Consider the following 26,481-nt stretch of genomic DNA (forward strand, 5'->3'; position numbering starts at 1 on the left):
ATTTCTCAGCGCGATCGACGCTTCTTTGGCGCGGGACTACGTGGATCTCCTAACAGATTCACCGCCTGGGCCGACGACGAAACTCGACGACCGAGTACGATGGCGCGCTCGACGAGGGGTCGTACGAGCCGGCAAGGCCCGCTATCTCGCCGACTCCAGCATGTAGCCTGGGCAGTCGCAAGGCCCAGCAGCTCGAGCCCGACCAGGTTCGTCTCGATGCAGAACCACTACAACCTGGTTTATCGGGAAGAGGAAAGGGAAATGATCCCACTCTGCCAAGACCAGGGAGTCGGCGTCATCCCGTACAGTCCACTCGCCCGCGGCTTCCTCACCGGCACCCGCGGCGGCCGGGCCACCACCCGCGCCGGCAACGATCCACTCGCGGACGACACGTACGAGGACAGCGACTACGACGTGGTGGACGCTGTCCGTACGGTCGCGCAGAACCGTGGCGCGCCAGCGGCACAGATCGCATTGGCCTGGTTGTTGGGAAAATCCGGTGTCACCGCGCCGATTGTCGGCGCCACCCAAACTCTCCCATCTCCAGGACGCCGTCGCGGCCACCGAAATTTCCCTTGATCCGGCGGAAATCGCGACTCTGGAGGCGCCTTACCGCCCGCACCGAGTGCTGGGACACGAGTAGCTGCCCGTAAAGGCAAATTCCGTGGCCGAGATCGGGCCGGGTGTGCGACCGTCGCCGGCATGAATCTCTATGTGGCCCAGAACCGCGCAAACTGGGATGAGCGCGCACCCGCTCACGCGGCATCACCGGACTACGAGGTGGACAAATTCCTCGAAGATCCGGCCTTTCTCAGCAATGTTGTCCGATTCGACCGTCCCCGACTGGGCAAGGTCGACGGGCTCCGTGGGGCGCACCTGCAGTGCCACATCGGCACCGACACACTGTCCCTGAGCCGCCTCGGCGCGCGGATGACCGGCCTGGATTTCTCACCCGCAGCCGTCACCGAGGCCCGCAGTCTGGCCGCGAAACTGGGCGACAACACCGATTTCGTCACCGCCAACGTGTACGACGCGGTCGACGCGCTGGGCGCCGGGGCCTTCGACTTCGTCTACACCAGCATCGGGGTGATCTGCTGGCTGCCCGACATCCAGCGCTGGGCGCGAGTGGTCGCGGAGCTGCTGCGACCCGGCGGCCGGCTGTTCCTCCGCGAGATCCACCAGATGCTGTGGGCCACCGACCGCCTGGACGACGGCACCTTGGCGATCGAGGGTGCTTATTTCGAACGCGACCAACCGATCACCGGCACCGGCGGCGGCACGTACGTGCAGACGGACGTGGTTTTCCAGGAAACCGTGGCCCACCAGTGGAGTCATGGCCTCGCCGAGATCATCACCGCCCTGCTCGCGGCCGGCTTGGATCTGACCATGTTCGTCGAACATGACAGCGTGCACGGCGAGCTGTTCCCCGGCGCGATGGAGAGCCTGCCCAACAACGAATGGCGGCTGACCGACCGGCCCTGGCGGCTCCCACACTCCTACACCATCCAGGCCGTGAAACGTCCCTGACCGTCGCTCAACTGCCACGCTCTAGAAGGCGAAAGCGCGTTCCATGTCCACTCGGGCCTCATGCTCCAGCAGCCATCGCTTGCGCGGTAGCCCGCCACCAAAACCGACCAGGGTCTTGTTCGCGCCGACCACCCGGTGGCAGGGCACGATGACCGGGATCGGGTTGTGGTTGCAGGCGGTGCCGACCGCCCGGGCGGCGAGCGGGTCGCCGGCCTGCGCGGCGACCCAGCCGTAGGTCACCGTCTGCCCGTACGGGATGCGGCGGAGCACCTCCCACACCTTCAGCTCGAAGTCGGACCCGGCCAGCGACAGTGGCAGGTCGAAGTCCAGCAGCTCGCCGGCAAAGTAGGACCGCAGCTGGGCCACCGCCCGGTCGAGCAGCAGCTGGCCGCCGGCGCGCGGCACTCCGGCGGGGATGCGGCCACCGAAACTCGCGCCGCGCACGACGTTCTCGTCGGCGATCACCCCGAAGGCGCCGATCGGTGATGGCAGCGTCGTCCAGCCCACGAGTTCAGGTTACGTTCCAGGTGTGACAGTCGACCGGCGGGCACTTGCGGACGCGTACGGCCGGACCATCCCGGACGTGATCGACGCCGGCCTGAAGGTGTTGTTCGTCGGCATCAATCCGGGGCTCTATTCGGCCGCCACCGGCCGCCACTTCGCCCGGCCGGGCAACCGGTTCTGGCCGGCGCTGCACCGCGGCGGCTTCACCGACCGGCAGTTGCACCCGAGCGAACAGCAGGAGCTGTTGGCGTACGGGCTCGGCATCACCAACGTGGTCGCCAGAGCGACCGCGCGGGCCGACGAACTGCGCCCCGACGAGTTCGTCGCCGGGGCGCAGATGTTGGCCGCGAAGGCGGCCGACTTCGGTCCACAGTGGATCGCGCTGGTCGGGATCACCGCATACCGCACCGGATGGCGCCAGCCCAAGGCTGTCATCGGCGAGCAGCCGGTGGGCATCGGTCCGTCCGCTGTGTGGGTGCTTCCGAATCCGAGCGGGCTGAACGCCCACTACACGCCGGATTCGCTGGCCGCGGAGTTCGCGAAACTACGCGAGCGGATCGGCTAGCCGGACGGCGAAGGCAAAACACTGCGCCTCTCGCCGCTCGTACGTGCACCTCGCCCACCTCCGGCACGGCCAGCAACTCCCGGACAGCGGCTTCGACGTCTTCGTCGTCGGCCGTCATCCGAATGTGGTCGTAGTCCAGCGTCAGATCCGATGCGTACGTGCGCAGCAGCCGCCGGCCGCGCTGGTAGCTTTCCGGAAACACCGAGGTCTTCGGATATCCCTCGCACTCCTTCGCATGCACGAAGACCGGGCCGACCTCGCGCCAGGGCGAGGGTTCGGTGAAGGCGGCGTACGAGATCAGCGCGATCGACTCGTCCTCAGCGGCACTGCGTAGGCAGCAGCGCAGCGGTTCCCAGCCGACCGCCGGGAAAGCGGTGAAAGGGTTTCCGTGCTCGTCGGAGCCGGTGGCCCGCCGCATCGCCGCCAGCCGGTCCGGATCGATGGCAATCACGTGAATGTCAGTCATGACACCACTATCAGCCCCGATCACGGCGAAAGCTGGCGGCTATCGGACGTGGCATTTCAGCTCACTCTGGCCAGCTCCAGGTCGGCCAGCATCCGGTGGACCGCCCTCGTACGCCCCATGAACTCCGGATCCAGGTCCGCGACCACCAGGCCCTCGCCACTGCCCGGGGCCTGGCCCATCGACTGCCCTTCCGGATCGTAAATAGCACTGCCACCGCTGAACCGCCACGGCTGCGGGCCGTCGACCGCATTGCATGCCAACACATAAAAGGTGTTGTCCAGAGCGCGGGCCGCGTAATAGAGATCACGGCGATGGTCGCTGCCGTGCACATAAGCCATCGGAACGGCATATGCATGTGCGCCTGCAATTGCAGCTGCACGTGCATGCTCGGGAAAAACAACCGTCATAACAGATTCCAAGCCCGATCACCCAGTCGCCGCCCTTCGATCGCGCCCGGTGTGTCACCGGGTCTTCCGGCCTCAAACAGATCGGTTTCATCGGGAATAATCAGGTTCTGCTTGTGATATGCGTCCAGAGCCTTGCCATCCGGGCGAAAATGTAGTGCGGAGATGAATCGATGACCGTCCACCCCCGCACCGAAGCGCCGACAATTGCGTGAATCCCGGTCTGGATGACCGCTTCCTGGATCGGCCACAGTCGGGAATCGGTCAGTTGGCCGGCTTTCACCAGCAGATCGGTGCCCAGCGGATCGGCATCCAATGCCGGTGGATGATACGCCGGGAGGAACAATTCCGGCAGCACCACGAGAACGGCCCGTTCGGCGGCGGCCTGGCGAACCAGTTTGCCGGCTAGAACGGCATTTCCGGTGAGATCACCCGGCGTTGCGGGGGCCTGGGCGACGGCAACGCGCAGCGGGTGCGAGGGGACGGTCGGCATACTCCTAATCTTGCCAGCTAGGACCGACAACCACCGCCAGATGCCGCAAGACGAACGTACCGTTTATGATCGCCGAATGCCCCGTGTGAGTCAGGACCGCCTCGACGCCAGGCGCCGCGAGATTCTCGCCGGCGCCCGGGCCTGCTTTTCCCGGCATGGATATGAGGGCGCCACGGTTCGCAGACTGGAAGAGGCAACCGGCCTGTCCCGCGGGGCCATTTTTCATCATTTCCGCGACAAGGAATCGCTATTCCTCGCGGTCGCCGAAGACGACGCGGCGGAAATGGTGGAGACAGTCGCCAAACAAGGGCTCGTCCAGGTGATGCGCGATCTGCTGACCCGCGCTGACGACGTGGCCGAGACCGGCTGGCTGGGCACCCAGTTGGAGGTGTCCCGCCGGCTGCGCACGGATCAGGAGTTCGCCGACCGGTGGGCCGCCCGGGCAGCCGCGATCGCCACCGCGACCCGCGACCGGCTGGCCCGCCAGCGGGCCGCTGGGACCCTTCGGGAGGACGTGCCGCCGGAGACCCTGCAGCGGTTCCTGGAGCTGGTGCTGGACGGCCTGGTCATGCATCTGGGCACCGGCCGTACGACCGCGGACCTGGCGCCAGTCCTGGATCTCGTCGAGGAAGCGGTCCGCCGCCGCTAGCGGATCTTCAGCTCGAGGAACTCGTCGACCTTGCCCAACCGCAGGCCCACCCGAATGAACCCGGGCATCGCTTTCGCCTGTGTATCCACGTAAAGCCGCGGCTCTGCCAGGTGCACAACCTGGCGCCGGGTCTCCAGGTCGCAGCCGCCGGCGGCGAGCACGTTGCGCACCCAGTCGGCCCGCGAACCGTACGTCAGGGCGAAAACATAGCCGTCGGACGTACGGAACACGTTGACCGGGCTGTGAAACTCGCGGCCAGAGCGGCGACCGCGGTGATGCACCACCCCAAAGCCAGGCATCCAGGGCGCAACGCGGCCGATGGTACGGTTCGTGACCACCTTGTTGAAGCGCGCGACGCGCTGGGACATCGGCACGGTCAGGCGCTCACATAGGGGACGAGCCGCGGATACCAGGCCGGGACCGCTCGCCGGTAGGCCGCGTATTCGGTCCCGAACCGCCGGGTCAGCGTCGGTTCTTCGTACCAGCGCACGAAAGACGCTGACAGCGCCCACACAATCGCCGCGTACGCCAGCACGATGACCTGACCGAACAGCAGCGCCTGGCCGACCAGCGCCACCAGCAGGCCGAAATACATCGGGTTGCGGATGTAGCGGTTGAAGCCGCAGACCACCAACTGCCCGGGGGCCGCCGCCGGCATCGGGGTGCCACCGGCCCGGGTGAACTCCACGAAGGCCGAGATCGGCGGGATCAGGCCGACCACGATCAGCACGACACCGACGACCCGTGCCACGGTCCAGCCCGGCAGCGGAGTGTCCAGCCGCCAGCCGGTCAGCAGCCACGGAATCAGCCCTTCGACCGTTCCCGGTGCCACCACGAAGAACGCCGCGCTGCCCAGAGCCGCCGTTGACCTACGCATGACCAGGACCCGCCTTCCCGCCGCCGAACGACTGCGATTGTCCGCTACAGACGGGAGTGGGGCAAGGGCCGGCGAGCCGCGAGAGTCCGGCCGGGGACCGCGTCGCGGAGCACCCCGAGAGTGGCTCGGACGGCCGGCCGGGCAGCCGAGCTGTCCCGCCACAGCGCGAAAACCCAGCGGACCGGCTGCGGGTGGATCTCGACGAACCGGACGCCGGTGGGCACCAGGTCCCGGCCCAGCCGCGGCACCACACCCGCGGCTCCCAGACCGGCCGCCACCAAAGCGAGTTGGGTCGGATGCTCGGAAGCCGTGTGGACGATCCGCGGCTCGACGCCGTACGAACGCAGGGTGTGCGCCAGCCAGTCGTGGCAGATCTGGCCTGCGCTCCAGCTGATCCAGTCCTGCGCGGCCAGCTCGGTGATCTTGACCTGGTCGCGGCCGGCCAGCGGGTGGTCGGCGGGCAGCGCGATGTCGAACGGATCGTCGAACAACGCCAGCCGGGAGATGCCGTCCGGGAGCGGCGGCGAGTCGCGGTCCGGCCAGTCCTGCGCGACGGCGATGTCCAGGTCGGCGCGTACGAGCATCGGGATCGCCTCGTGCGGCTCCAGCTCGGACAGCGAGGCCTCCAGGTCCGGCCAGCGGCCCCGCAGGGTGCGCAGGACCGCCGGCATCAGGCAGCGCCGCGCGCGGCGGTGGCGAAGGCGGCGATGGTGAGCCGGCCGGCCACCTGGCCGCGGTGCCCGGCGAAGTCCGCCTCGATCCGCTCGACATGGGTGAGCAGCGCGTCGGCCTCCCGGGCGAGCAGCTCGCCGGCCTCGGTCAGCCGGATCCCGCGACCCTGCCGCTCGACCAGTGGCTGGCCGACCTCTCGCTCCAGCCGGGCGATCTGCTGCGACACCGCCGAAGTCGTGACATGCAGCGTACGAGCGCCGCCGACCACCGAACCGGTGGTCGCCACGGCGTGCAGGACCCGGAGCCGCTCCAGATTCAACATCGTAGAGATGCTACGCAATCAGGTCGACAAAGTCTCGCTTGTCCTTACGAATGGGCCGTCGCAAAGTGGACATCATGACCAACGACCTGACTATCACTCTCGGCGGCGACTTACCTGTTCACCGGCTCGGCTTCGGCTTCGGTGCCATGCGACTCACTGGCGCTCCCCACTGGCCGGACCGCGCCGACGGCATCGCGATCGCGCGCCGGGCTGTCGAACTCGGCGTGAGGTTCATCGACACCGCTGATGCGTACGACTTGGGCGAAAACGAGGAACTGCTCGCCGACGCCCTCTACCCGTACGCCGACAACCTCGTCATCGGCACCAAGGGCGGCCAGTGCCATCCGGGGAACGACTGGATTCCCTGCGGCCGGCCGGAATACCTCCGCCAGCAGGCCGAGCTGAGCCTGCGCCGGCTGCGACTGGACCGGATCGACCTCTACCAGCTGCACCGGATCGATCCGCTGGTGCCGCTGGCCGACCAGCTCGGCGCGCTGCGACAGTTGCAGGACGAGGGCAAGGTCCGGCACGTCGGACTCTCCGAGGTCACGGTGGCGCAGGTCCAGGAGGCCTCGACGATCACGCCGATCGTGAGCGTGCAGAACCGCTACAACCTGACTGACCGCGCATCTGAGGACGTACTCGCCTACTGCGAATCGCGCGGGATCGCCTTCCTGCCGTGGCTGCCTATCGCGCCGCGTACGACCTCTCCGGCGGCCGACAAGATCGCCGGGCGGCTGGGCGTCACTCGTACGCAGGTGGCCCTCGCCTGGCAGCTGTCCCGCTCCCCGGTGATGCTCCCGATCCCCGGCACCTCGTCCATGGCCCACCTCCAGGAGAACCTCGCCGCCGCCGACGTGACCCTGTCCCCCGCCGACCTGGCTTTCCTCGACTGAGCGTTTGGCCGCGATGCCTGACCGCATGCGTCAGGCGCACGCGATGAGGCATCGCGGCTAGACGGGTCAGGCGAGAGCGTCGGCCAGGTTGAGGGCAGGCAGGCCGTGGGCCTCGGCGACCGGGGCGTTGGTGACGGCGCCGTTCCAGGTGTTGAGGCCCTTGGCCAGCGCCACGTCCCGGCGGCAGGCGTCCTGCCAGCCGTGGGTCGCGAGCTCCACCGCGTACGGCAGCGTGACGTTGGTCAGCGCGTACGTGGAGGTGTGCGGCACCGCGCCGGGCATGTTCGCCACGCAGTAGAACAGCGAGTTGTGCACCGGGTAGGTCGGGTCGTCGTGGGTGGTCGGGTGCGAGTCCTCGAAGCAGCCGCCCTGGTCGATGGAGATGTCCACCAGCACCGAGCCTGGCTTCATCCGGGAGACCTGCTCGTTGGTGACCAGCGTCGGCGCCTTCGCCCCCGGCACGAGCACCGCGCCGATCACCAGGTCGGCGTCCGAGATGGCCTTTTCGACCTCGTACGCGTTGGAGGCGACGGTCTGCAGGTGGCCCTGGTAGATCCGGTCGGCGGCGCGAAGCTTCTCGATGTTGCGATCGAGCAGCAGCACCTCGGCCTGCATGCCCAGCGCGATGGCGGCCGCGTTCATGCCGGACACGCCGGCGCCGATGACCACGACCTTGGCCGCGTACACACCCGACACACCGCCGAGCAGGATGCCTCGGCCACCGGCCGCGCGCATCAGGGTGGCGGCGCCAACCTGCGGCGCGAGCCGGCCAGCCACCTCGCTCATCGGGGCGAGCAGCGGCAGCGAACGATCGGCGAGCTCAACGGTCTCGTACGCGATGCCAGTGACCTTGCGGGCGATCAGTTCCTCGGTGAGGCGCTTGTCGGCGGCGAGGTGCAGATAGGTGAAGAGGGTCTGGCCTTCGCGCATCCGGTGGTATTCGGACTCGATCGGCTCCTTGACCTTCAGCACCAGGTCACCGGCCGCCCAGGCCTCGTCGGCGGTGGCCACGATGGTGGCGCCGGCCTGCTGGTAGTCCTCGTTCGGGATGGACGAGCCGACGCCGGCGTCCGTCTCGACAAAGACCTGATGACCCTGCCGGACCAGCTCGTGCACCCCGGCCGGGGTGATCGCGACCCGGTACTCCCGGTTCTTGACCTCGCGTGGAACTGCGACCTTCACCTGGGTGCCCCCTTGTACGACTATCTCGACTGTTCTCGCCATGATGAACAGATGCCCGATTCAGTGCAAGAAAGACGGCAGATAATTCTGTGTGTCGTTTGAATCTCGCCGATGTTTCGGCTGGCGCGGTAATGTCGCTCACGTGCCGAACAATCTGCAGCCCGCCGCGCTGGACCCGGTGGACCGGCTCATCCTGGCCAAGCTCGACGAGGACGCCCGAATCCCGAACAACGCACTCGCCGAGGCCGTCGGGATCGCGCCGTCGACGTGCCACGCGCGGGTAAGGGCGCTGCGCGCCAACGGGGTGATCCGTGGTTTCCACGCGGACCTCGACCTCGGCGCGATCGGGCTCGCGGTGCAGGCGATGATCTCGGTACGGCTGCACGCGCACACCCGCGGCCAGATGGACGCCTTCCTCGCGAAGGCGCCGCTGATGCCCGGCGTGATTCGCCGTCTACTTCATGTCCGGCACCGACGACTACGTCATTCACGTGGCGCTGCCCAGCGCTGACGTGCTCCGGGACTTCGTGCTGGACCTGAGCTCGGAACCGGCGGTGCAACACACCAACACCAGCCTGATTTTCGAGAGCCGGCGCGGAAAGGCGATCCCGACCCAGCGCACCTGACGGTCCGCCGGTCCAGCGGCGACCTAGGATGGACGAGTGACCAAAGCACTCATCGCTGACTTCGACGCCCCGATCGACCACCGGTTCTTCGAGGACTACCAAGCCGGCGCGAAATACTCGTACGGCTGGATCACCGTCACCGAGGCAGAGGTGCTGGAGTTCGCGCGCCGGTTCGACACCCAGTCCATCCACATCGATCCGGTGGCCGCCGCGGCCGGGCCGTTCGGCGGACTGATCGCGAGCGGCTGGCACACCACGGCGATCATGATGCGGCTGCTCGCGGACCACTACGTGTCCTCGAATGCCAGCCTCGCTTCACCAGGCGTGGACGAACTGCGCTGGACGGCTCCCGTCCGGCCCGGCGACCAGCTGGCGCTCACCGCGACCGTGGCGAGCGCCCGGCGGTCGAAATCCAAGCCGGACCGCGGCTTGGTGCACACCGCCGTGGAGCTTTTCAACCAGCACGATCAGGTCGTGTTGACACTGACCGCGATGAATTTCATCCGTACTAAAGTCAGCTAACTTTTCTTGCCTCGGGTGGCGCCGCCGCGACCGCGCAGGGTGGTGCCGGACTCGCTCAGGATCCGGTGCACGAAGCCGTACGACCGGCCAGTGGACGACGCCAGTGAGCGGATGCTTTCGCCGGAGTCATAGCGCCGGGTCAGGTCCTTGGCGAGGGTGGAGCGCTCGTCCCCGGTGATCCGCCGCCCCTTCGCCATGGCCTGCTCGGTCTTGGCTTTGCTTTTGGGTGCCATCACTGCCGTCCCTCACAGCTCGAGGATGGTCCGTACACGGCCTGTGACGACCGTAACAAGAGATCATGCTCGTTCGTGGGCTCGCTGGCCACTCGGCAGACGGACAACGCCGGCAAGATTTTCGGCCAGTTAGTGATCTTGCCGGCATATCGGACAGCCTTAACGATCAAGCTGGAACCCGTTGTCCCGCAAGGAAATCCCCGCGGGACCTCGGCAGCGGGAAATGTCAGGCGAGCGCGACCAGGTCGGCGAGGTCTTCGCTCCAGATATCCTCGACGCCATCGGGCAGCATGATCACCTTGTCCGGCCGCAAAGCCTTGACCGCGCCGCCGTCGTGCGTCACCAACACAATGGCGCCCGGATAGCGGTCAATCGCGTCCAATACCTGTTCCCGGCTCACCGGGTCGAGGTTGTTCGTCGGCTCGTCGAGCAGCAGGACATTGGCGCTGGAACTGACCAGACCGGCCAACGCCAGCCGGGTCTTCTCGCCACCGGACAGCACGCTGGCCGGTTTTTGTACGTCGTCACCGGAAAACAGGAAGGCGCCAAGCACCTTGCGCAGCTCGCCCGTCGGTCCAGGTCGGCGAGACCGACCGCATGTTCTCCAGGACCGTACGATCGGTGTCCAGCGTTTCGTGTTCCTGTGCGTAATAGCCAATCTTCAGGCCGTGCCCGGGCATCACCTCGCCGGTGTCCGCCTTTTCCACCCCGGCAAGCAACCGCAGCAACGTCGTCTTGCCAGCGCCGTTCAGGCCGAGAATGACCACCCGAGCGCCCCTGTCGACGGCGAGGTCGACGCCGGCGAAAACCTCCAGCGAACCGTACGACTTGGACAGGCCCTCGGCGGTCAGCGGCGTTTTCCCGCAGGGCGCCGGAGCCGGGAACCGGACCCGCGCGACCTTGTCATTGACCCGTACGTCTTCCAGCCCGGACAGCATCTTTTCGGCCCGCTTGGCCATGTTCTGGGCAGCCACCGCCTTGGTCGCCTTCGCCCGCATCTTGTCGGCCTGCGCCAACAGCGCGCCGGCCTTCTTCTCCGCGTTGGCCCGCTCGCGCCGGCGCCGACGCTCTCGTCGGTTTCGCGCTGCTGCAGATACGTCGACCAGCCCATGTTGTAGAAGTCGATGATCGCCCGGTTGGCATCGAGATACCACACCTTGTTGACCACCGCGTCGAGCAGCTCGACATCGTGGGAAATGACCACCAAGCCGGCCTTGTGGCCTTTCAGGTGATCGCGCAGCCAGCTGATCGAGTCGGCGTCCAAGTGGTTCGTCGGCTCGTCCAGCAGCAGGATCGAAGCGTCCGAGAAAAGGATGCGAGACAGCTCGACGCGGCGGCGCTGACCGCCCGACAGCGTACGCAACGGTTGCGCCATCACCCGGTCGGGAAGACCGAGGTTCGCGCAGATCCGGGCCGCTTCGCTCTCGGCCGCATAGCCGCCGAGCGCGGCGAACTGGTCCTCCAGCCGGCCGTACCGGCGGATCAACTTGTCGCGGTGCGCGTCCTCGACCGCCTCGGACATGCCGATCTGGGTTTTCTCCATGTCGTGCAGGAGAGCGTCCAGGCGCGGGCGGGCCGACAGCACCCGGTCGCGAGCGGTCACGTCGAGGTCACCCGTACGCGGGTCCTGTGGCAGGTAGCCGACGGCTCCGGTGCGGGTGATGGTGCCGGCGTACGGCATGCCCTCGCCGGCCATCACCTTCAGGGTGGTCGTCTTGCCGGCGCCATTGCGGCCGACCAGGCCGATCCGGTCGCCGGGCTGCACGCGGAGGTTGGTCTCGGACATCAGGATGCGCGCGCCAGCGCGCAGTTCGAGATCAGTAACGGAAATCATGAGAAAGGGACCTGTGTCTCAGGTAGCAGGGATGGGCCGTCGGAGCCCGTAAACGCTGGAGGAAGCGAGTCACTCAAGCGCCGGGCGCGGCCACATCAGGAGGTCCGAATCGTCACACGTACATACTACCGGGCGGGTCCACCGGTTTTGGCATCCCGTGACCAGCGCAACGCCCGTGGATCGGTTGCAGGCTGACGGGCACCATCGGATGCCCGTACGGCCACCCGCTCGCCATCCCCCGGCGGCACCCGATCCAGCAGGCTGGAACGGTGATCCCCCTCATCGTTCTCTGCGTCTTCGCCTTCGTGGTGGTTCTGCTGCTCGTGCTGGTCATCCGGACCTTCAACACGGTCGCCCGGCTGCGCAACGCGACCGACAACGCGTGGGCGCAGATCGACGTACAGCTGACCCGGCGGCACGACCTGATCCCCAACCTGGTCGAGACCGTCAAGGGTTATGCCGCGCACGAACGGCAGACCCTGGAAGCGGTCATCGCGGCCCGCTCGGCCGCCATCTCCGCGCAGGGACCGACTCAGCAGGCGCAGGCCGAGACGGCGTTGTCCGGCACACTCAAAAGCCTGCTGTCGCTGACCGAGTCCTATCCGGAACTGCGGGCCAACACGGCTTTCGCGACCGTGCAACGCGAACTGGCCGCCGCGGAGAACCGGATCGCCTACGCCCGGCAGTATTACAACGACGCGGTGCTGGCGTACAACAACGCCATCACACCTTCCCCACCAATATCCTGGCCGGCAACGCGCCGGCGAAGTTCTATTTCGGCACGTCCGGCGACGAACGCGGCAACGTCCAGGTGAAGTTCTGACGGCATGACCAACCACACCCGGCCCGAGATCCTCCGGCCAGCCGCCGCCTGCCGATGAAGCCGGTGGACAACCTCAACGCGCTTTTCCAGTGGTGGATCGGACAACCGGGCGTACCGGGCCTGATCGGCGCCGGCATGGCCTGCTTCGTGTCGCTGGCGATCCTGCATCTGTGCTGGGCGCTCTACCGCACTCGCGGCCCTGACCTGCGGGTCCGCGAACTCGCCGAGACGACCGCCAAACTGCCGCCGGCGGTGGTCAACCTGCTCGTCACCCGCGGCCAGTTCCAGCAGGACGAGGCAGCCGCGGCGACCCTGCTGGACCTCGCGAGTCGTGGTTGGTACGACCTCGAGCAGGTCACCGCCACCACTATCCTGCTGCACCCGCGGCCCAAGGCCCACCCGGGGGAAACTCCGGCCGTACGAGGCGCAACTCGTGACGTACGTGGAAGGGCTGGTCCGCGACGGGACCATCAGCACCGACGCGCTGGCCGGCGGACAGGATGACGACAACCGGCTGGCGGCGCACTTCGAGGAAGCCGTACGGACGGACCGACGCGCAGCGCCGCAAACTCACCCGCGGCGGCGCCGAGTCGGCGGCCATCTTCACCGTGATGATCGCCGCCGGCTGGGTGGGACTCTGGCTTGACGCGGCGGTGTTGCCACTGGTGGGAGGGCATCCCGGCGGCGGCCTGGTGATCCCGGCCGCGCTGGCGGCGGCGATCGCGATGGCCTCCTGGATGTCCCGGACCCCACCGGAACGCCTGACCCGGGCCGGTCGCCGGGCCGCCGGCGGTTGGCTCGGCGAGCGAGAGAGCGGCTTCGGGACATCCACGGCATCGACACGCTGTCGCCGGCCGCGGTCACCGTCTGGGGTAAGTCGCTCGGGTACGCGGCGGCCACCGGCCTCGCCGCTCAAGCGGTCGCCCACCTGCCCGTCTTCGGCGATCCAGACGACCACCACGCGTGGTCCACGCACAGTGGCCTCTGGCGGCACGTACGCCTGCGGGACCCAGCGCGGAGCCGGCGCGACTTTCTCGCGGACGCGCTTCGGTGGGGTTTTCCCATCGCCACCGTCGGCTTCGCGCTGCACTACGACCTGAGCGTGGTCGGCCCGAACGCGGTGCCGAAGGCGTTCGCGTTCGCGTTCGTCCTCGCGGCCGGCTTCGCGTTCGCGCTGTTCGTCTGGGCTCCGCTAAGCGGCATCCTGACCACTGCCCGCACCATCCGGGCCTGGTGGGCGGCCCGCCACGGCGGCACCGGCACACCGGTGGAAGGCGAGCTGATCCGGTTCGTACGAGACGACCGGATCTGCCACCTGGCCGTCGACGACGGAACCGCTCCCGCCATTCGCATGCTCACCGCCGCGCCAAAAATCCGGGGCAACGCGCGGGTCGGCGACACCGTACGCGCCTGGGTCACCGCCGGTGGCTACGTCAGTCGGCTCGACATCACCCGCGTCGGCGCGCGTACGCCCCGAACCCGTCGCCGACGAGCCGGATCAAGACGTCGAGCCAGTTCGTGAAGACGGCCCGCTCCCACCTCGGCCGTATTCGGGCTCGCCGAATGTAACGATACGGCTCACAAACGGACGGATCCTTGCCCTTTCGTTACATTCGGCGAAAGGGAGCCGGCATTTGACGGCGCGTGTTAGTTTCCGCCGGGAAATCGAAAAGTCTTTGGGATGGACGACATGGACATCTCCTTCGCGGTGTTGGGGCCGCTTGAGGCGCGGGTGGACGGGCAGCGGGTGTCGGTCGGGCCCGCGAGGCAGCAGTGCGTGCTGGCGGCACTGCTGACCGACGCCAACCACGCTGTACCTATCCCCACCTTGATCGAGCGGGTCTGGGACGACCAGCAGCAGCGCCCGGCCAGCACCCTCTACACGTACGTCTCCCGGCTTCGCCGGCTGTTGGACGGCGCCGAGGGCGTCGAGCTCCGGCACCACTCGGGTGGGTATTCGCTGAGCATCGATCCGCTCCAAATCGACCTGCATGTCTTTCGCGGGCTCGTCCGGGAAGCTCGCGCGGCGGACGACCCGGACCAGGCCATCAAGCTGTACGACCAGGCCCTGGAGCTATGGCGTGGGGAGGCGTTCGGGGGACCCTCGACCGACCGTGGGTGAACAACCTGCGGGAAAGCCTCTGCCAGGACCGGCTGGCTGCCGAGCTGGACAGGGACGACGTACGGCTGCGGGCTGGCCAACACGCCTCCCTGCTCGCCGACCTGACCAGCCGCGTCACTTCGTACCCACTGGACGAGCGGCTGGCCGGGCAGCTGATGCTGGCGCTCTATCGCGCCGGGCGACCCGCTGACGCGCTGGGCCACTACAAGAAAGTTCGGCACCGGTTGGCCGAGGAGCTCGGCAGCGATCCGAGCCCGCCGCTGCGCGATCTGCATCAGCGCATCCTCACCGCCGATCCGGCTCTCGCGATCCCGGTCACCGCCACGGCCGTCGGCACCCTGCCTCGCCAGCTGCCCGCCGACCTGCCGAGTTTTGTCAATCGGCAGAACGAAATCGACCAACTGCACGGGATTCAAGGCGGGCTGGTGGTGATTTCCGGAACGGCCGGGGTGGGCAAGACCGCACTCGCGGTGCACTGGGCGCACCGGATCCAGGACCGGTTCCCGGACGGTCAGCTGTACGTGAACCTGCGCGGCTTCGGTCCGACTGGCCACCCGACCACGCCCACCGAGGCGGTACGGGTGTTCCTGGACGCCCTGCGCGTACCTGCTTCCGAGGTGCCGTTGAGCGCGCCGGCACAGACCGGGCTCTTTCGCAGCCTGCTCGCCGGCAGGCGGATGCTTTTGTTGCTGGACAACGCTTCCGACGCCGATCAGGTGCGGCCGTTGCTGCCCGGCTCGGCCGACTGCCTGGTCCTGGTGACCAGCCGCCACCAGCTGCCGGGACTGGTCGCCACCGAAGGCGCCCGGCCGCTGACGCTGGACGTGCTCCGGCATGGCGAAGCCGTACGACTGCTCGGCGCGCGGCTCGGCGCGGACCGTCTTCAGGCGGAGCCGGCGGCAGTGGACGAGATCGTCAAGCGCTGCGCCGGGTTGCCGCTCGCGCTGGCGATCGTGGCCGCCCGGGCCGCCACTGTGCCGGCCTTCCCGCTCGCCGCGACCGCCGCTGACCTGCGATCCGATGCCGGCGGTGGGCTGGACGCCTTCGCCGGAGCAGACCCGGCCACCGATGTGAGAGCCGTCTTCTCCTGGTCGTACCAAGCCCTCAGCACGGCTGCCGGCCGGCTGTTCCGGCTGGTCGGCAGCTGTCCCGGCCCGGACCTGGGGATGGCCGCGGCCGGTTGCCTCGCCGGCCTGCCAGCAGCGGTAGTCCGCCCGCTGCTGGCAGAGCTGACGACCGCGCACCTGCTCGCCGAACCAGCGCCCGGCCGGTATGCGATGCACGATCTGCTCCGCGGCTACGCGACCGACCGACCTCGCCGGCCAGCATGACCAGGATCGCGAGGCGGCCACCCGCCGCCTGCTCGACTACTATCTGCACTCCGCGTACGCCGCCGACCGAGTGCTTTACCCGTCCCGACCGGCCCTGGACCTCGAGCCGCCGGCGGACGGCGTGACGCCAGAGCGGTTCTCGGACCAGCCATCGGCGCTGGCCTGGTTCGGCGCCGAGCAGTCCACGTTGCTGGCCGCGGTCGTACGAGCCGACGAAGGCGCCTTCAACGCGCACGCCTGGGGACTGGCGTGGACCGCTTGGGAGTTCTTCGGTGCGCGGATGCGGCCGCGTGACCAGCTCACCACCGAAGGTGCCGCGCTGGCCGCGGCCGTACGGCTGGGCGACCTGCCGGGCCAAGCGCTCTGTCACCGGATGCTGGCCGACTTGCGGGCGCGGATCGGCTGCGCCGAGGAGGCGAACCAGCACGTGGCGGCCGCCCTCGCACTGCGCACTGCGCCCGACGACGTGATCGGCGACCCGGACGAGCGAGGCTACGCACTGCTGACGTTCGCCAAGGTGTGCGCCGCGCGGCAGGAACTCGCCGAGGCAATGAGCCATGCCGCCGAGGCCGACGCGATCTTTGGTTCCTCCGGCGACCGCGCGGGCCAGGCCCAGGCCGTCACCGCCCGCGGCCGGTACGCGTCATTGTCTTAACCGTGCACGGTCACTCGGGTTCCGTCGTTCGTACGCATCGCCGCCTCCCTCCGCATCTGTGCTGGTCAGGTGCGGCGCCGGTTGTCGGCCCGGCGCCGCGTTGTCACTATGCGCGGTCGTCCCGGAGGGAACCTTGCATCTTCCTTGACCGCGCCTTCGGGCCGCGATGGCGGACCACTGATAATCGGGCGCATGTCCGACAACGACTTCGACTCCAACGCCGAACTCGACGCCTCCCAGATCGACGACCGGCGCGGTTCTGACAGCAGCGGCAGCGGCGGGTTCGGTGGTGGCGGCGGAGTTCACTATCCCGGGCGGCGGGCGTACGGTCGGCGGCAGCATCGTCGGTCTGATCGTGCTGGTCGTGGTGGGCGCCCTCTTCGGCACCGGCACCATCGACCTGTCCACGCTCAGCGGTGGCGGCGCAAGCGGCACCTCCTCCGGCGACAACCGGGCACTGGCGCAGAAATGCGCGGCCAGCAACCCGCAGCGGTTCACCGAGCTGGACTGCCGGAACGGCTTCTACGTCAACGACATCCAGCAGTTCTGGAACCGGGAGCTGCCGACCACGTTCGGCGTCCGCTACAAAGTGACCAAAGCGGTCTTCTTTTCTCGCTCGACAAACACCGGCTGCGGCCAGGCGACCTCGGACGTCGGGCCGTTCTACTGCCCTGCGGACGAGCTGGTCTACATCGACCTGTCGTTCTATGCCGAGCTCTCCAGCCGGTTCGGCGCACCTGGACAGTTCGCGCAGGCGTACGTGCTGGCTCACGAGTTCGGCCACCACATCCAGAACCTGACCGGCACCGAGCGGCGGGTTCGCCAGCTGCAGCAACAAAACCCGTCAAAGAAGAACGTGTATTCGGTGGCTCTGGAACTGCAGGCCGACTGCTATGCGGGCGTGTGGGCGAAGAACGCCGGCGGCGGACCCGTCGCCACCGTCGACGACAAGGACATTCAGGAAGCGCTGCAGGCGGCCGCCGCGGTGGGCGACGACCGGATCCAGCAGGCCGCCGGCGCCGGGGTGAACCAGGAGACTTGGACCCATGGCTCCGCGAAGTCCCGCCAGCAGTGGTTCTTCACCGGCTACACCACCGGCGACCCGACGAAATGCGACACGCTCAGCGCCACCAGATAGCCGACAAACCCGGCGCGTCTACCCAGTTTAGTCAAGGAAATACTGGAAAACCCTTACCGATCTTCGAACCTTCGCGCATACTATGCCGCGGCATGCCTGGGCTGCTCGTACGTGCCCAGCACGAGTCGGCGGACGTGAGGGGACTGGGCCCATGCTCGACGAGACAACGGCATCGCGGACACCGAGAAGGCGGCGGCTGGTCACCGTTCTCGCGGTGACCGCCCTGACCGCCGGCATGACCGCGGTCGCGGCCTCGGGCCCGGCCGCAGCGGCCAGCGGCGGCCCGACCAACACGTACATCGTGCAGATGGCCGAGGTGCCAGCGACCGGCTACACCGGGAGCGTCTCCGGATATCGGGCCACCAAGCCCGCGCCCGGCACCAAATTCCACTCGAATTCCGCTGACGCGAGCAAATATCGCGGCTATCTGCGGGGCCGGCACGACTCGCTGGCCCGTCAGGCCGGTATCAGCAAGGTCTACGACTATTCCGTTGGTTTCAACGGTTTCGCGGCCAGGATGACCGCCGCCAAAGCCGCCCAGTTGGCCCGTACGACCGGCGTTCTCAGCGTCAGCAAGAACGAGCTGCGCCAGGCCGACACGGTCAGCACGCCGGCCTTCCTCGGTCTCGACAAACCCGGCGGACTGTGGGAAAAAACTCGGCGGTCCGGAGCGCGCGCGGGCGGCGGCCAGAACCTGGTCATCGGTGACATCGACAGCGGCATCTGGCCGGAGAACCCGTCCTTCCGGGCACTCACCAACCCCAGCCGGCTGACCGGTTTCCAGGGCAGCTGCGCGGCCGCCGAACAATGGACCACGGCCAACTGTGGCAACAAAATCGTCGGCGCCCGCTACTACAACGCGGGCATTGGCGGCAACGCGGCGGTCAAGGCCGCGCCGTACGTGAACGAGGTCGCCTCGGCGCGGGACATCAACGGCCACGGATCGCACACCGCGTCGACGGCGGCCGGCGACTACCACACCGACATGATCGTCAACGGCAACTCCCTGGGCCTGGGCAGCGGGATGGCGCCGGCCGCCCGGATCGCTGTCTACAAGGCGTTGTGGCACACCGGTTCCAGCGCGTCCGGCAGCACCGCCGACCTTGTCCAGGCCATCGAGGACGCCATCATCGACGGCGTCGACGTCATCAACTACTCGATCTCCGGCAGTCGTACGAACGATCTGGACCCGGTCGAGGTCGAGTTCCTTTACGCGGCCGCGGCTGGCATTTTCGTGTCGACCTCGGCCGGCAACGATGGCCCGGGCACCAGCACGGTCGCGCACAACTCACCGTGGCTGACGACCGTCGCCGCTGGTACGCACGACCGCGCGTTCCAGGCGAGCGTGACCCTCGGCAACGGGGCGACCTACACCGGCGCCGGCATCGGTGCGGCCGTACCCAGCAGCCCGCTCATCCTCGGGACCGCCGGCGCGCTGGCGGGCGCCAACCCGACCGCGGCCCGGCTCTGCTTCTCCAGAACCTGGGATCCGGCGCACCCCGAGGGCGCGCTGGACCCGGCCAAGGTGGCCGGCAAGATCGTGGTCTGCGACCGCGGCACGAACGACCGAGTGGACAAGAGCAAGGCCGTACGGGAAGCCGGTGGCGTCGGCGTCGTACTGGCCAACACCAGCCCGAACTCGCTCAACGCCGACCTGCACACGCTGCCGACCGTGCACGTCAGCGACACCGACGGCGCCGCCGTCAAGGCCTATCTCGGCGGCACCGCGACCCCGACCGCATCGCTGTCCGCCGGCCACAAGGTCAGTGGCGTCGAAGCTCCCGGCGTGGCCAGCTTCTCCTCGCGTGGCCCGGCCTTGGCCGGCGGCGGTGACGTGCTGAAGCCGGACATCATGGCGCCCGGTGTGGACGTACTCGCCGCCGTTTCGCCCGGTCTCGCACGACGGCCGGAACTTCGACTTCGAGTCCGGCACATCGATGTCGTCGCCGCACATCGCCGGCATCGCCGCGCTCATCCGCCAGCTCCATCCACAGTGGACACCGATGATGGTGAAGTCGGCGCTGATGACGACTTCTTCGTTGCTGGACAACAAAGGCGACCCGATCACCGCGGACACCGGCGGCCCGGCCGGCGCGTTCGACTACGGCTCAGGCCACGTCACACCGAACTCCGCCGCCGATCCGGGCCTGGTCTACGACAGCAACGTGATCGACTGGGGCCGGTTCCTGTGCGGCACCGGTGACCTGGCCGCCAGCAACACGATCTGCCGGATCGTGGGCAGCGCCGACCCCAGTGACCTGAACGCGCCGAACATCGCGATCGGCGACCTCGCCGGCAACCAGACGGTGACTCGTACAGTCACCAACGTCGGCATCAAGCGCTCCACCTACACCGCCCACATCGCCGCGCCGGCGGGCGTCACCGCCACTGTTTCACCGACGACCCTGACCGTCGCTCCGGGACGTACGGCGTCGTACAAGGTGACTTTCACCCGTACGACCGCCGCCTTTGGCTCGTACGTGACCGGCGCACTGACGTGGGCGGACGGCACTCACAGCGTCCGCAGCCAACTCGTCATCCGGCCGGTGGGCGTCCGGGCACCGGCCACCGTCACCGGCAGTGGCGCCTCCGGTTCCACCACGGTATCGGTGAAATCCGGCTTCACCGGCACCCTCAGCACGTCGGTCGCTGGCTTCGTACGTCGACCAAACGCCCGGCCACGCTGAAAAACCCGAGTGGTTCGAGCTTCCCGACCACGAACCCGGCGGCCACCGACCACACCGCCAAATACACCGTAACGGTGCCGGCTGGAACATCGTTCGCACGGTTCGCCACCTTCGACGCTGACGTGGCCGCCGGCACCGACGTCGACATGTTCGTCTACAAGGGGGGCACCACCACGCTGGTCGGCTCCAGCACCGGCGGCACCGCGCAGGAACAGGTCGATCTCGTCGGGCCAGCGGCTGGCACGTACGACATCTACGTCGACATGTTCGCGCTCGGCTCGGGCGCCACCGAGCAGGTCATCACCGAGAACGACTGGCTGCTCGGCAGCGCCGCGGCCAACAACCTGACCATCGCTCCCGCCACCCAACCCGTCACCAACGGCAAGAGCGCCTCGGTCAGGACCACCTGGTCGGCCCTGCCCGCCGGCGCCCGCTACCTGGCCCGCCTCACCTACTCAGGCAACGCAACCCCGTACGCGAACACCACCCTCACCCTCAATCTTTAACCACCCGCGAACTCGACGTTTTCGTCACCGACGCGCCAGTGTCGGCAACGAAAACGTCGAGTTCGGGAGGGCCCTATCGGGCTACGTGGCGGCCGGCGTCGACCGTGCCGGTACCGTCCGCGTACCGATCGGTCGGCTCCACCGGGGCCGCGTAGTGCTCCGGGCGCGGCGCGGTGACCGCGGGCTCGTTCAGCCGGGCCGCCAACTCGTCGCGTTGCTGGGCGGCCTCGGCGGCCTGCCGGCGAGCGGCCCGTAGGTCCGCCCGGGTGGCGCGACGCCGTCGGGAGGCCACCCCGAGCATCCAGAATCCCAGGCAGAACACGAGCCCCACGGCGATGCCGAGGGCGAACAGCTCAGGGCCGTTCAGCGTCGCCAGGTGTTGCCCGAACGCGGTGATCGAGTGGCTGGGACCGCCGGTGAAGGCGATTCCCAGCACCGCCACCACGATCGCGACCAGGATGAGCAGAAGAAGTCCGATGATCATCGCCAGTTCACCTCCGAGAGTCGGCCCGTCCAGGACCGCACCCCCGGAGTACCCCACCCTCGCCGCGACCAAACCGTTACCAGCGCAGTGGACGGCGGTCGCGGAAGAAGCCACCGGTTGGCCCGTCGTCCGGCAGGGTCGCCGCCCAGACCACCCCGGCGGCTCCCTCGGCGACCGGCCGGCCGCCCTGACCCATGTCGGTGTCCACCCAGCCCGGGCAGATCGCGTTCACCAGAATGCGATCCCTTTTGAGTTCTCCCGCCAGAAGTCGGGTGAGCGCGTTGAGCGCTGCCTTGGACACGCTGTACGCCGGAGTGCCACCGGACATCGCGGCCAGCGAGCCGGCTTCGCTGCTCACATTCACCACTCGCGGATGCGCACTCGCCCGCAGCGGGTCCAGCAGCGCCTGAGTTACTTGCCACGAACCAAAAAGATTGGTCTCCATCGCTTCCCGGACGACGGCGAGGTCGGCCGTGACAGCACGTTGCCACGTGTCGTACAGAATCGCCGCGTTGTTGACAACCGCGTCCACGCGGCCGTACGTACGGCTGACCTGCTCGGCCATCGCCGCCACACTCGCACTGTCGGCGACATCCAGCTGGCACGCCTGTACCCGCTCGCCGAACTCCTTCGCGGCCGCCTCCCCCTTGGCCAGGTCGCGCGACCCGAGCACCACCGCATAGCCGCGATCAGCGAGCTGCCTCACCACCTCCAACCCAATGCCACGGTTCGCACCCGTCACTAGCGCCACCGGCGTTTCGGCCATCCCACGCTCCTCCCCGACTACGTGTCAGCTTATGCAGCTCGCAAGCCAGCACCTGCGACCGTACGGACACCTGGCGCGTGACCAAAAACCCGTCGGCCCGACTGCATCATCCGCGAGTTTCGGCCGGGCGCGAAGCGCAGGGCCGGATAACCGCGGTTCCTCGATCGAGAGTCCGAGGTCGGCCAGCGCCGGCGACCAGCTGAACGCGCTCCCGCGCAGCTCCCAGCCGCAGCAACAGTCCCCGCTCGCATGCGGGCGATGTTCCACGGTGCGTACCGGGGGCCCGTTCACTCAGTCAGTACGCCCTTATTGCCAGAATTTCGCAATAGTGTCGCGCCGATCACTTTTGCGGTGCCGGCGAGTCTGTACGGATGCAGGACCAACGCACCCAGGAGGCAAGAATGGCCCTTCCCCCGATCGCGTCCAGACAAGAGTGGCTGGTCGCCCGCCGCGAGCTGCTCGCCCAGGAGAAGGCGCTCACCCGGCAACGCGACGCGGTCAACGCGCAGCGCCGCCGGTTGCCCATGGTGAAGGTCGACAAGGAGTACGTTTTCCAGGGCCCGGACGGGAAAACCAGCCTGCTCGACCTATTCGAGGGGCGCCGGCTCACGACATCACTTTCGTTGCCATCGCACGCGCGCCACTGGCCAGCATCGCCCGCCACAGTGACGGCCACGACTGGCGGTTCCCGTTCTATTCCTCGTACAACACCACCTTCAGCTACGATTTCCACGCCACCCTCGATGAGTGAGTCGGTCGCGCCGGTTGAATTCAACTACCGCAACAAAGAAGAGCTCATCGCGGCCGGCATGAAGGACTACCTGCTCGGCGACGGACCCGCGAACAGTGTTTTCCTGCGGGCCGGAAACGATGTCTTCCACACCTACTCGGCGTACGCACGAGGCCTGGATTTGTTGAACCTGCCCGCGCTTTTCCTCGACCTGACCCCTTTCGGCCGGCAGGAGGACTGGGAAGACTCCCCCGCGGGCTGGCCCCAGAAACCCACCTATGGCTAACAAAGGGCCTGTTCGACAGCTTTGACGACCGCACCAGCGCCGTCTTCTTCGGCGAGGTGACTGGCGATCTCTCGCGCGGCGCGGCCGTACGCCGGATCCTTGACCGCGGCCTGGACAGCCGCGGCAAGGCGGCCGGCTGTCAACCTCCAGTACGGCACGGTCGCCGGGCTGACGCCGAGTTCGCGCAGCCGGTATGCCAGAACGGCTGGTCGCCAGCGACGGGTACGCCGACAGCCGGCACTCCGGCGCGCAGCCCGGCCGCGGTCGTACCAGCCCCACAGGCGTGCACAACGGCCGCCATTCTTGGGAACAACCACTCGTGCGGGACGTCCCCGATGGTTATCACGTCGTCGGAGCGTACGTCCAGATTTGCCCATCCCGCTTGGATAACTCCCCGCACACCGGGCCGCGCGCAACGCGGCGAGCGCAAGCTCGGACAGTCTGGCCGCCGCCTTCGGGCCGGTCATCACGCTGCCAAAACCCAGAAAGACCGGTGGCGGCCCAGCGTCCAGAAAAAATCCACCAGCTCGGCTGGTGGCCGCCAGCCGGGAACGACCTGCGGCCACCAATAACCGACCACTTCAAGACCCGTCCGCCAGTCCCGCGGCCGCGGCACGACCGCGGGCGAATAGCCGTGCAGGATCGGCCAACCAGCCTCGGTGCGCCGCCGTCTGAGCGCGCTCACACTGGTCGCCGAAAGCCCCACCCCCGAGCCCGAATATCGTTGACAACGTTGCCATACACTCGATCAACCAGCGCCCCGCCAGCCGCCCCGGCAAGCCGGTTTCCCGGTCCGCCCAGCGACCACGCTCCCAGCACGGACGGTGGATGGGCGGCCGTCGCCGACAGCGGCTGCAACCGTACGCCGATGCTGGGAATGCCGTTGGCCTCAGCGAACGGATGGCCGGCGAACTCCGCCCAAGGCGACAACAACAACACATCGGCCTTCTCGTTTTCCAGTGCTGTCAACACCAACTCGCCCATTGCCCGTACGCTGGCCGGAGACACCGCGGTCAACACCAGCTTCGCCGGGCTCGCACCGGCGATCTCGGTCTCACGGAAATCACCACCCATGGCCCGAAACTCCAGGCCACACCGCTGGATCTCGGCCGCGAAAGGCCTTGAAGCGGCGAGCACGACCTGGTGGCCGGCGGCCAGCAGTCTTACGCCCACGTCAGTCAACGGCGCCACATCACCGCGCGTCCCCATCGCGGCGATCACGACTCTTGTCATGACATCCTCCAGATCGGTTCGAACAGCCTGACCAGTTCCTCGCCATAGCCCAAAACGTCGAAGTCCGGATCCAGGCCGACTTCGAGCACCGCGCCATTGAGCGCCGACCGCACCGCGACCGCCGTCAACTTCGGATGGGGCGCGGAAATCCCTTCGCCCCCAGGCCGAAGATCGACTCGAGGTCCAATTTGGACAGTTGCGTCAACAGTTCGGGATCGAGCTCAAGGTCATAAAGTCGTTTCCCCGTCGCGGATCGATAGGTCATTCCGATGTCGATGATGACGCCGTGTTCCTTCTTGTGGTCGGCGATGTAAGCCACATTTCCCCGGATGTACGCCCGAAACTTGCCAGCCGCTGTCGTTTCAGCCTGCACCGCCGGCAAAATCCGCTCAATGAACAGCCGGTAGAGCTTGCTGACGATCGCACCCACCAGCTCGTCCTTGCCGGCGAAGTGGTAGAGCACCACGCTCATCGCGACCCCGACCCGGTCCGCGATCTTGCGAATCGAAGCCTGCGGGTAACCGACCTCGGCGATCACGTCAATCGCACAGTCGACAATCTGTGCCCGCCTGGCTCCCTCGGTGAACGTACGCTCGCCTTTAGATCGCATGATCTAACTGTAGATCGACTGATCTACACATGCGAGCGGACCGAGCCTGTCTTTGTCAGACAGGTCAGTCGCGGGTCACGTCGTGGACGAGGATCTGCAGGGCACGGAACTGTTCGGGGGTCTGGTCGAGGATCGCGCGCTTGGGATCGGGCACGGCCAGGAAGCGGTCACTGACGAGTGGACGAAGCGGGGCCAACTGCGGCTCCTCCAAGACCGTCTCGACCGCCGACTTGTCGCCGCCGGTCACCAACGCGTCGAGGTCTGGCACGTACGGAAGCAGGATCCGGCCAGCGACCGCGGCCGCCGCCTGCAGGGCGGCCCTGGCCTGGCCGTCGCGGCGGCGCGCGAAGCGATGCTGCGACGACCAGCCACCGGCCGCACTACGGCCGTGCACCAACCGGCTGTCCACTTTGGACACCTTGAGTTCGGTGCCGTGGAAGACACCGGCCGCGTGGCCGCCAAGACGTACCAGCAGGACGCCGATCGTACGGTCGACGCCGGCGTGGGCGGCCAACGACGTGAGCAACCCCCCGGAAACCTTCAACGGCGGGAAAGGCACCGGGATGCGCGCGGTCGAGCCGTCCTCGGCGCGTACGGACACCACGTCGTCGGCAAGTGTGGTGTCCAACGAACCATGCCGATTGGCGAACCGGTTCAGCCAGCCGGTCAACCGCTCTGGCGGCACGTCCACCCACGCCCCCCCCACCCGCTGCCTGCCGCACCATGCCGCCACGCTACGCCCCAAGCCACCTGCCGCTGCCTCGCGTACGGGCGCGGGTCAGATTAGGGTGCGAGAGCGGATCGACGAAAGGTGGCAGATGGCGAGCCTGTTCATCGACGGCGGCTGGGTCGCGGCACAAGCCCGCGGGGTGCGCGAAATCCACTGCCCCGCCGATGGAACGCTGGTCGCGACCGTCGATGAGGCGACCGCGGCGGACACCGTCCACGCTATTGGCGCGGCCAGAAAAGCGTTCGATGCCGGCGATTGGCCGGGAACGGCCACCGCCGAGCGCGGGGATCTGTTGCTGCGGGTGGCAGACGGCATCGCGGCCCGCACAGATGTCTTCGCGAGAGCCGAATCCCTGGACACCGGCAAGCGGCTGGTGGAGAGCGAATACGACATCGCCGACATCGTGTCGTGCTTTCGCTACTTCGGAAAACTCGCCGGTCAGGACGCCGGCCGGATCGTCGACACCGGCAACGCGGATACCTTCAGCCGGATCGTCCATGAACCGCTGGGCGTCTGCGCGCTGAACACCTTCCCCATGGAATTTACCCGTTTTTGTTTGCAGGTGTCCGTGGAAAGTCTCACGCGGCGCTGGCCGCCGGCAACACCTT

The 26,481-nt window shown here is 67.8% G+C and carries 31 protein-coding genes and 8 pseudogenes; 22 read left to right on the forward strand and 17 right to left on the reverse strand.

Features of this window, described 5'->3' with window-relative positions; genetic code table 11:
- Nucleotides 1–216: 216 nt before the first annotated feature.
- Together GNX96_RS60165 and GNX96_RS45035 are read left to right on the forward strand one after the other, a co-directional pair.
- Complete coding sequence (locus tag GNX96_RS60165; protein WP_279583211.1) at nucleotides 217–579, forward strand: aldo/keto reductase; 363 nt, start codon at nucleotides 217–219, stop codon at nucleotides 577–579.
- Between the two features lie 123 nt (nucleotides 580–702).
- Nucleotides 703–1,527 carry a class I SAM-dependent methyltransferase gene (locus tag GNX96_RS45035; protein WP_163573564.1) on the forward strand — a complete coding sequence of 275 codons (825 nt, stop codon included), beginning with the start codon at nucleotides 703–705 and terminating at the stop codon, nucleotides 1,525–1,527.
- A gap of 21 nt (nucleotides 1,528–1,548) precedes the next feature.
- Here GNX96_RS45035 and GNX96_RS45040 read toward each other — a convergent pair whose 3' ends face one another.
- Entirely contained in the window at nucleotides 1,549–2,034 is a 486-nt protein-coding gene (locus GNX96_RS45040) for a methylated-DNA--[protein]-cysteine S-methyltransferase (RefSeq protein WP_163573565.1), read from the reverse strand.
- Nucleotides 2,035–2,056: 22 nt separating this feature from the next.
- Between GNX96_RS45040 and mug the strand changes: the two genes are divergently transcribed.
- Entirely contained in the window at nucleotides 2,057–2,596 is a 540-nt protein-coding gene (mug, locus tag GNX96_RS45045; RefSeq protein WP_279583212.1) for a G/U mismatch-specific DNA glycosylase, read from the forward strand.
- 76 nt (nucleotides 2,597–2,672) lie between these two features.
- Here mug and GNX96_RS66655 read toward each other — a convergent pair.
- Nucleotides 2,673–2,942: pseudogene (locus tag GNX96_RS66655) on the reverse strand (DUF1203 domain-containing protein); the annotation flags it as partial.
- Here GNX96_RS66655 and GNX96_RS60170 point away from each other — a divergent pair.
- Entirely contained in the window at nucleotides 2,875–3,051 is a 177-nt protein-coding gene (locus GNX96_RS60170) for a hypothetical protein (RefSeq protein WP_279583213.1), read from the forward strand. The pseudogene GNX96_RS66655 and the gene GNX96_RS60170 sit on opposite strands and share 68 nt — an antisense overlap.
- A 67-nt stretch (nucleotides 3,052–3,118) precedes the next feature.
- On the opposite strand, the gene GNX96_RS60175 is transcribed toward GNX96_RS60170, so the two are convergent.
- A complete protein-coding gene (locus tag GNX96_RS60175; RefSeq protein WP_279583214.1) occupies nucleotides 3,119–3,469 on the reverse strand; it encodes a carbon-nitrogen hydrolase family protein in 351 nt (116 codons plus the stop codon).
- A 100-nt stretch (nucleotides 3,470–3,569) separates the two neighbouring features.
- Nucleotides 3,570–3,959 carry a nitrilase-related carbon-nitrogen hydrolase gene (locus GNX96_RS60180; protein ID WP_279583215.1) on the reverse strand — a complete coding sequence of 130 codons (390 nt, stop codon included), beginning with the start codon at nucleotides 3,957–3,959 and terminating at the stop codon, nucleotides 3,570–3,572.
- A 76-nt stretch (nucleotides 3,960–4,035) separates the two neighbouring features.
- On the opposite strand from GNX96_RS60180, the gene GNX96_RS45060 reads away from it, so the two are divergent.
- Nucleotides 4,036–4,608 (forward strand): TetR/AcrR family transcriptional regulator, encoded by a 573-nt coding sequence (locus GNX96_RS45060; protein WP_163573568.1) that lies wholly within the window; start codon nucleotides 4,036–4,038, stop codon nucleotides 4,606–4,608.
- Here GNX96_RS45060 and GNX96_RS45065 read toward each other — a convergent pair.
- Genes GNX96_RS45065 through GNX96_RS60185 form a run of 4 tightly spaced genes read right to left on the reverse strand, consistent with a single transcriptional unit; the run spans nucleotide 4,605 to nucleotide 6,479 of the window.
- Complete coding sequence (locus GNX96_RS45065; protein WP_163573569.1) at nucleotides 4,605–4,982, reverse strand: nitroreductase family deazaflavin-dependent oxidoreductase; 378 nt, start codon at nucleotides 4,980–4,982, stop codon at nucleotides 4,605–4,607. The two genes, GNX96_RS45060 and GNX96_RS45065, sit on opposite strands and share 4 nt — an antisense overlap.
- A gap of 2 nt (nucleotides 4,983–4,984) precedes the next feature.
- The gene (locus GNX96_RS45070) at nucleotides 4,985–5,485 is read right to left on the reverse strand and encodes a methyltransferase family protein (protein WP_163573570.1); all 501 of its coding nucleotides are present in this window, start codon (nucleotides 5,483–5,485) and stop codon (nucleotides 4,985–4,987) included.
- 44 nt (nucleotides 5,486–5,529) lie between these two features.
- The gene (locus GNX96_RS45075) at nucleotides 5,530–6,156 is read right to left on the reverse strand and encodes a LysR substrate-binding domain-containing protein (RefSeq protein ID WP_279583216.1); all 627 of its coding nucleotides are present in this window, start codon (nucleotides 6,154–6,156) and stop codon (nucleotides 5,530–5,532) included.
- Complete coding sequence (locus tag GNX96_RS60185) at nucleotides 6,156–6,479, reverse strand: LysR family transcriptional regulator (RefSeq protein ID WP_279583217.1); 324 nt, start codon at nucleotides 6,477–6,479, stop codon at nucleotides 6,156–6,158. Before GNX96_RS60185 ends, GNX96_RS45075 begins: the two co-directional genes overlap by 1 nt.
- Nucleotides 6,480–6,553: 74 nt before the next feature.
- Between GNX96_RS60185 and GNX96_RS45080 the strand changes: the two genes are divergently transcribed.
- Nucleotides 6,554–7,375 (forward strand): aldo/keto reductase, encoded by an 822-nt coding sequence (locus GNX96_RS45080; RefSeq protein ID WP_163573571.1) that lies wholly within the window; start codon nucleotides 6,554–6,556, stop codon nucleotides 7,373–7,375.
- A 66-nt stretch (nucleotides 7,376–7,441) separates the two neighbouring features.
- On the opposite strand, the gene ald is transcribed toward GNX96_RS45080, so the two are convergent.
- A complete protein-coding gene (ald, locus tag GNX96_RS45085; protein ID WP_163573586.1) occupies nucleotides 7,442–8,557 on the reverse strand; it encodes an alanine dehydrogenase in 1,116 nt (371 codons plus the stop codon).
- Between the two features lie 91 nt (nucleotides 8,558–8,648).
- On the opposite strand from ald, the pseudogene GNX96_RS45090 reads away from it, so the two are divergent.
- Nucleotides 8,649–9,183: pseudogene (locus GNX96_RS45090) on the forward strand (Lrp/AsnC family transcriptional regulator).
- A gap of 36 nt (nucleotides 9,184–9,219) precedes the next feature.
- Complete coding sequence (locus GNX96_RS45095; protein WP_279583218.1) at nucleotides 9,220–9,705, forward strand: MaoC family dehydratase; 486 nt, start codon at nucleotides 9,220–9,222, stop codon at nucleotides 9,703–9,705.
- Here the strand turns inward: GNX96_RS45095 and GNX96_RS45100 are convergent.
- Together GNX96_RS45100 and GNX96_RS45105 are read right to left on the reverse strand one after the other, a co-directional pair.
- Complete coding sequence (locus GNX96_RS45100) at nucleotides 9,702–9,938, reverse strand: helix-turn-helix domain-containing protein (protein ID WP_163573572.1); 237 nt, start codon at nucleotides 9,936–9,938, stop codon at nucleotides 9,702–9,704. The genes GNX96_RS45095 and GNX96_RS45100 overlap by 4 nt on opposite strands.
- A 226-nt stretch (nucleotides 9,939–10,164) precedes the next feature.
- Nucleotides 10,165–11,772: pseudogene (locus tag GNX96_RS45105) on the reverse strand (ABC-F family ATP-binding cassette domain-containing protein).
- Between the two features lie 269 nt (nucleotides 11,773–12,041).
- Here GNX96_RS45105 and GNX96_RS45110 point away from each other — a divergent pair.
- The 11 genes and pseudogenes from GNX96_RS45110 (at nucleotide 12,042) to GNX96_RS45155 (ending at nucleotide 21,034) form a co-directional block, all read left to right on the forward strand.
- Nucleotides 12,042–12,587, forward strand: coding sequence for a LemA family protein (locus tag GNX96_RS45110; RefSeq protein WP_163573573.1), 546 nt, complete (start codon nucleotides 12,042–12,044; stop codon nucleotides 12,585–12,587).
- Between the two features lie 62 nt (nucleotides 12,588–12,649).
- Entirely contained in the window at nucleotides 12,650–13,099 is a 450-nt protein-coding gene (locus tag GNX96_RS45115; protein WP_279583219.1) for a DUF2207 domain-containing protein, read from the forward strand.
- A gap of 289 nt (nucleotides 13,100–13,388) precedes the next feature.
- Entirely contained in the window at nucleotides 13,389–14,117 is a 729-nt protein-coding gene (locus GNX96_RS45120) for a hypothetical protein (RefSeq protein ID WP_163573575.1), read from the forward strand.
- A gap of 159 nt (nucleotides 14,118–14,276) precedes the next feature.
- Nucleotides 14,277–14,717: an AfsR/SARP family transcriptional regulator gene (locus GNX96_RS45125; protein WP_163573576.1), complete on the forward strand. Its 441-nt coding sequence runs from the start codon at nucleotides 14,277–14,279 to the stop codon at nucleotides 14,715–14,717.
- Nucleotides 14,714–16,048, forward strand: a complete 1,335-nt coding sequence (locus tag GNX96_RS45130; RefSeq protein ID WP_163573577.1) for a BTAD domain-containing putative transcriptional regulator — start codon at nucleotides 14,714–14,716, stop codon at nucleotides 16,046–16,048. The genes GNX96_RS45125 and GNX96_RS45130 overlap by 4 nt, the downstream gene beginning before the upstream one ends.
- Entirely contained in the window at nucleotides 15,990–16,703 is a 714-nt protein-coding gene (locus GNX96_RS45135; protein ID WP_163573578.1) for a hypothetical protein, read from the forward strand. The genes GNX96_RS45130 and GNX96_RS45135 overlap by 59 nt, the downstream gene beginning before the upstream one ends.
- Nucleotides 16,704–16,992: 289 nt before the next feature.
- Entirely contained in the window at nucleotides 16,993–17,841 is an 849-nt protein-coding gene (ypfJ, locus tag GNX96_RS45140; protein WP_279583220.1) for a KPN_02809 family neutral zinc metallopeptidase, read from the forward strand.
- Between the two features lie 235 nt (nucleotides 17,842–18,076).
- Nucleotides 18,077–19,699 (forward strand): annotated as a pseudogene (locus GNX96_RS45145) (S8 family serine peptidase); the annotation flags it as partial.
- 79 nt (nucleotides 19,700–19,778) lie between these two features.
- Nucleotides 19,779–19,853, forward strand: a pseudogene (locus tag GNX96_RS66660) (S8 family serine peptidase); the annotation flags it as partial.
- 153 nt (nucleotides 19,854–20,006) lie between these two features.
- Nucleotides 20,007–20,528: a hypothetical protein gene (locus tag GNX96_RS45150; RefSeq protein WP_163573580.1), complete on the forward strand. Its 522-nt coding sequence runs from the start codon at nucleotides 20,007–20,009 to the stop codon at nucleotides 20,526–20,528.
- Nucleotides 20,525–21,034, forward strand: a complete 510-nt coding sequence (locus GNX96_RS45155) for a PPC domain-containing protein (protein ID WP_390624326.1) — start codon at nucleotides 20,525–20,527, stop codon at nucleotides 21,032–21,034. The genes GNX96_RS45150 and GNX96_RS45155 overlap by 4 nt, the downstream gene beginning before the upstream one ends.
- Before the next feature lie 73 nt (nucleotides 21,035–21,107).
- Here GNX96_RS45155 and GNX96_RS45160 read toward each other — a convergent pair whose 3' ends face one another.
- Nucleotides 21,108–21,575, reverse strand: coding sequence for a hypothetical protein (locus GNX96_RS45160; protein WP_163573582.1), 468 nt, complete (start codon nucleotides 21,573–21,575; stop codon nucleotides 21,108–21,110).
- A gap of 19 nt (nucleotides 21,576–21,594) precedes the next feature.
- Complete coding sequence (locus GNX96_RS45165) at nucleotides 21,595–22,284, reverse strand: SDR family oxidoreductase (protein WP_163573583.1); 690 nt, start codon at nucleotides 22,282–22,284, stop codon at nucleotides 21,595–21,597.
- 401 nt (nucleotides 22,285–22,685) lie between these two features.
- Here GNX96_RS45165 and GNX96_RS60190 point away from each other — a divergent pair.
- Both GNX96_RS60190 and GNX96_RS60195 read left to right on the forward strand, forming a co-directional pair.
- Nucleotides 22,686–23,035: pseudogene (locus GNX96_RS60190) on the forward strand (DUF899 family protein).
- Nucleotides 23,028–23,300 carry a DUF899 family protein gene (locus tag GNX96_RS60195; protein WP_390624325.1) on the forward strand — a complete coding sequence of 91 codons (273 nt, stop codon included), beginning with the start codon at nucleotides 23,028–23,030 and terminating at the stop codon, nucleotides 23,298–23,300. Before GNX96_RS60190 ends, GNX96_RS60195 begins: the two are co-directional and overlap by 8 nt.
- Here the strand turns inward: GNX96_RS60195 and GNX96_RS45175 are convergent.
- The 4 genes and pseudogenes from GNX96_RS45175 to GNX96_RS45185 form a co-directional block, all read right to left on the reverse strand.
- Nucleotides 23,297–24,533: pseudogene (locus tag GNX96_RS45175) on the reverse strand (glycosyltransferase). The gene GNX96_RS60195 and the pseudogene GNX96_RS45175 sit on opposite strands and share 4 nt — an antisense overlap.
- Nucleotides 24,530–24,661, reverse strand: coding sequence for a hypothetical protein (locus tag GNX96_RS60200; protein ID WP_279583221.1), 132 nt, complete (start codon nucleotides 24,659–24,661; stop codon nucleotides 24,530–24,532). Before GNX96_RS60200 ends, GNX96_RS45175 begins: the two are co-directional and overlap by 4 nt.
- Nucleotides 24,658–25,071: a TetR/AcrR family transcriptional regulator gene (locus GNX96_RS45180; RefSeq protein ID WP_163573584.1), complete on the reverse strand. Its 414-nt coding sequence runs from the start codon at nucleotides 25,069–25,071 to the stop codon at nucleotides 24,658–24,660. Before GNX96_RS45180 ends, GNX96_RS60200 begins: the two co-directional genes overlap by 4 nt.
- Nucleotides 25,072–25,207: 136 nt before the next feature.
- Nucleotides 25,208–25,834, reverse strand: coding sequence for an acVLRF1 family peptidyl-tRNA hydrolase (locus tag GNX96_RS45185; protein ID WP_163573585.1), 627 nt, complete (start codon nucleotides 25,832–25,834; stop codon nucleotides 25,208–25,210).
- 127 nt (nucleotides 25,835–25,961) lie between these two features.
- Between GNX96_RS45185 and GNX96_RS45190 the strand changes: the two are divergent.
- Nucleotides 25,962–26,481, forward strand: a pseudogene (locus GNX96_RS45190) (aldehyde dehydrogenase family protein); the annotation flags it as partial.

The sequence above is a fragment of the Fodinicola feengrottensis genome (assembly GCF_010993775.1).
Classification (GTDB): domain Bacteria; phylum Actinomycetota; class Actinomycetes; order Mycobacteriales; family HKI-0501; genus Fodinicola; species Fodinicola feengrottensis.